This window comes from bacterium (assembly GCA_029210545.1).
Taxonomy (GTDB): Bacteria; BMS3Abin14; BMS3Abin14; order BMS3Abin14; family BMS3Abin14; genus JARGFV01.
Genome location: JARGFV010000193.1, coordinates 1 through 1,948 on the forward strand (window position 1 = coordinate 1; position 1,948 = coordinate 1,948).

Annotated in this window: 1 protein-coding gene and 1 rRNA gene; both read left to right on the forward strand. The window is 54.8% G+C overall.

Annotation, left to right across the window (positions count from 1 at the left end):
• The first annotated feature begins 420 nt into the window (after positions 1 to 420).
• Positions 421 to 1,440, forward strand: coding sequence for a transglycosylase SLT domain-containing protein (locus P1S46_12200; GenBank protein ID MDF1537231.1), 1,020 nt, complete (start codon positions 421 to 423; stop codon positions 1,438 to 1,440).
• Between the two features lie 396 nt (positions 1,441 to 1,836).
• Positions 1,837 to 1,948, forward strand: a 16S ribosomal RNA gene (locus P1S46_12205); the annotation flags it as partial.

The following is a 1,948-nucleotide window of genomic DNA, read 5'->3' on the forward strand; positions in this document are numbered from 1 at the left end:
AGGAAAGGGAAAACGACGCTTTTCCCTTTCCGTGGAGCGAAAAGTCCCGGATTGGACTTTTTGCGACCCTGTCAAAGCTATACGGTTCACGATTCACCTGTTTTTTCGGAACCCGGAACCCGGAACTCCCCTTCGGCAAGCTCAGAACCGTGAGCATGTCGAATGGCAACTGCAGGCTGGCCGGCCTGGTCGAGGATAAAATTGAAGTTATTCAATCGGATGAGAAATCGCTGGTTGTACCTTTGGACTTTGGACCCTGGACTTTGGACTGGAAACAGCGCCCGAGGAACCGGGGGCGCCGGAGCGGCGCTTTTTTCGGGGACTGTTTGCGCGGTCTTTCTTTTTGCAGCCTTGACGATCCTTTTCCCCAATACGACTCCGGATGCCAACGCGATCGAGAGACCGACGGAAGTAGTTTCTTTGGAGACCCCTCCAGAGCTGACCCTGCCTCCTGCGGCGGCCAGGGGGTACGATGGGCCCTTGGCCCAGAGGGCACTTTCCCGGGCTTACCGCAGGGACGTAAGGGTCCAGCTGGACCATTTTCTCACCGACAAGAGGGAGGACATCCGTCAGTCTCTGTCCCTGTCAACCCGCTACCTGGGGCACATCGTTCCGATCCTGGAAAAGTATGAACTGCCTCCCGAACTGGCTTACCTGTGCATCATCGAGAGCGGGTACAGGCAATCGGCCAGGAGCCACGCCGGGGCGGTGGGAATGTGGCAGATGATCAAGGCGACCTCTTCACGGTTCGACCTGACCTCTGATCGGTGGGTCGATGAGAGGTTGGATTTTGTCAGAAGCACGGAAGGCGCGGCCCGTTACATCCGGTACCTGATGGATCGTTTCGACGACTGGGACCACGTTCTTGCCGCCTACAACGCGGGAGAGGGGAGGGTCAAAAATGCGATCCAGCAAGCCCGAAAGGCGGGCCTGGCGCCGGACATGGAGAACCTCCGCCTTCCCAGGGAAACCAGGATATACGTCCCGGCTTTTTACGCGGCTCTCCTCATAGCCATGGAACCCGAACGGTACGGCCTGTTTCCGGGATTTCAGCCCATGCTCGATTATCTCCAGATCGAGGTGCCGGGCGGTGTGCCCGTGAAAGATGTAGCGCTCCACATGGGATGTTCGGTGGATTCGATTCGCAGCCTGAACCCGGCCATACTCAAGGACAGGGTTCCCGCGGGAGGGGATGGATACATGCTCCGGGTCCCCTGCGAGGTGGGGGAGGGACGGGCCAGGGCTGTGGCAGCCAGCCTCGAAGAGGTGAAGTACGTCAGCTATCGGGTCCGGAAGGGAGATAACATCTGGGACATCTCGAGAAGGTTCGGAGTGTCGCTGTCCAGGATCACCCGTGCCGGACATCACGGGACGAGCCCCTCGAGGATCTATCCGGGGGAAGTTTTACTGGTCGCTCTGACGGCGGGGGATGCGATTTAAGGCGAATCCTCAAATCGCCATAATCAGTAGTCAGTATTCAGTAGCTGGTAAGAACGTATTCTTCAGTTTTTTTAATATGTTATGTCGGATTGCTGATTACTGATTACTGATACCGCAAGTTTTTTAAAAAAACTTGCACTATCCGCTTGACATGACCCGGCGATGTGAGTATATTTCGCCGCTGTTGCTCGGGATGAGCCTGGGGGTCGAAGTGCTCCCTACTCCGGGCAACGATAGCTTGACAGTCGAACCTGTTTCGGGTTATTAATTAAGTTAGACGAGTTTCGCTCCTGATCTTTGAAAACTAAATAGCGACAGCATTTGTAAGATTGAGCGGTCAATTCTTTGGATGTAAAAAAAGTACCGTAAAAAAAACCTTCGGGTTTTTTATAGATTATTACGGAGAGTTTGATCCTGGCTCAGAACGAACGCTGGCGGCGTGCTTAACACATGCAAGTCGAACGTGAAATTCGTCTTCGGACGGAAAGTAAAGTGGCGCACGGGTGAG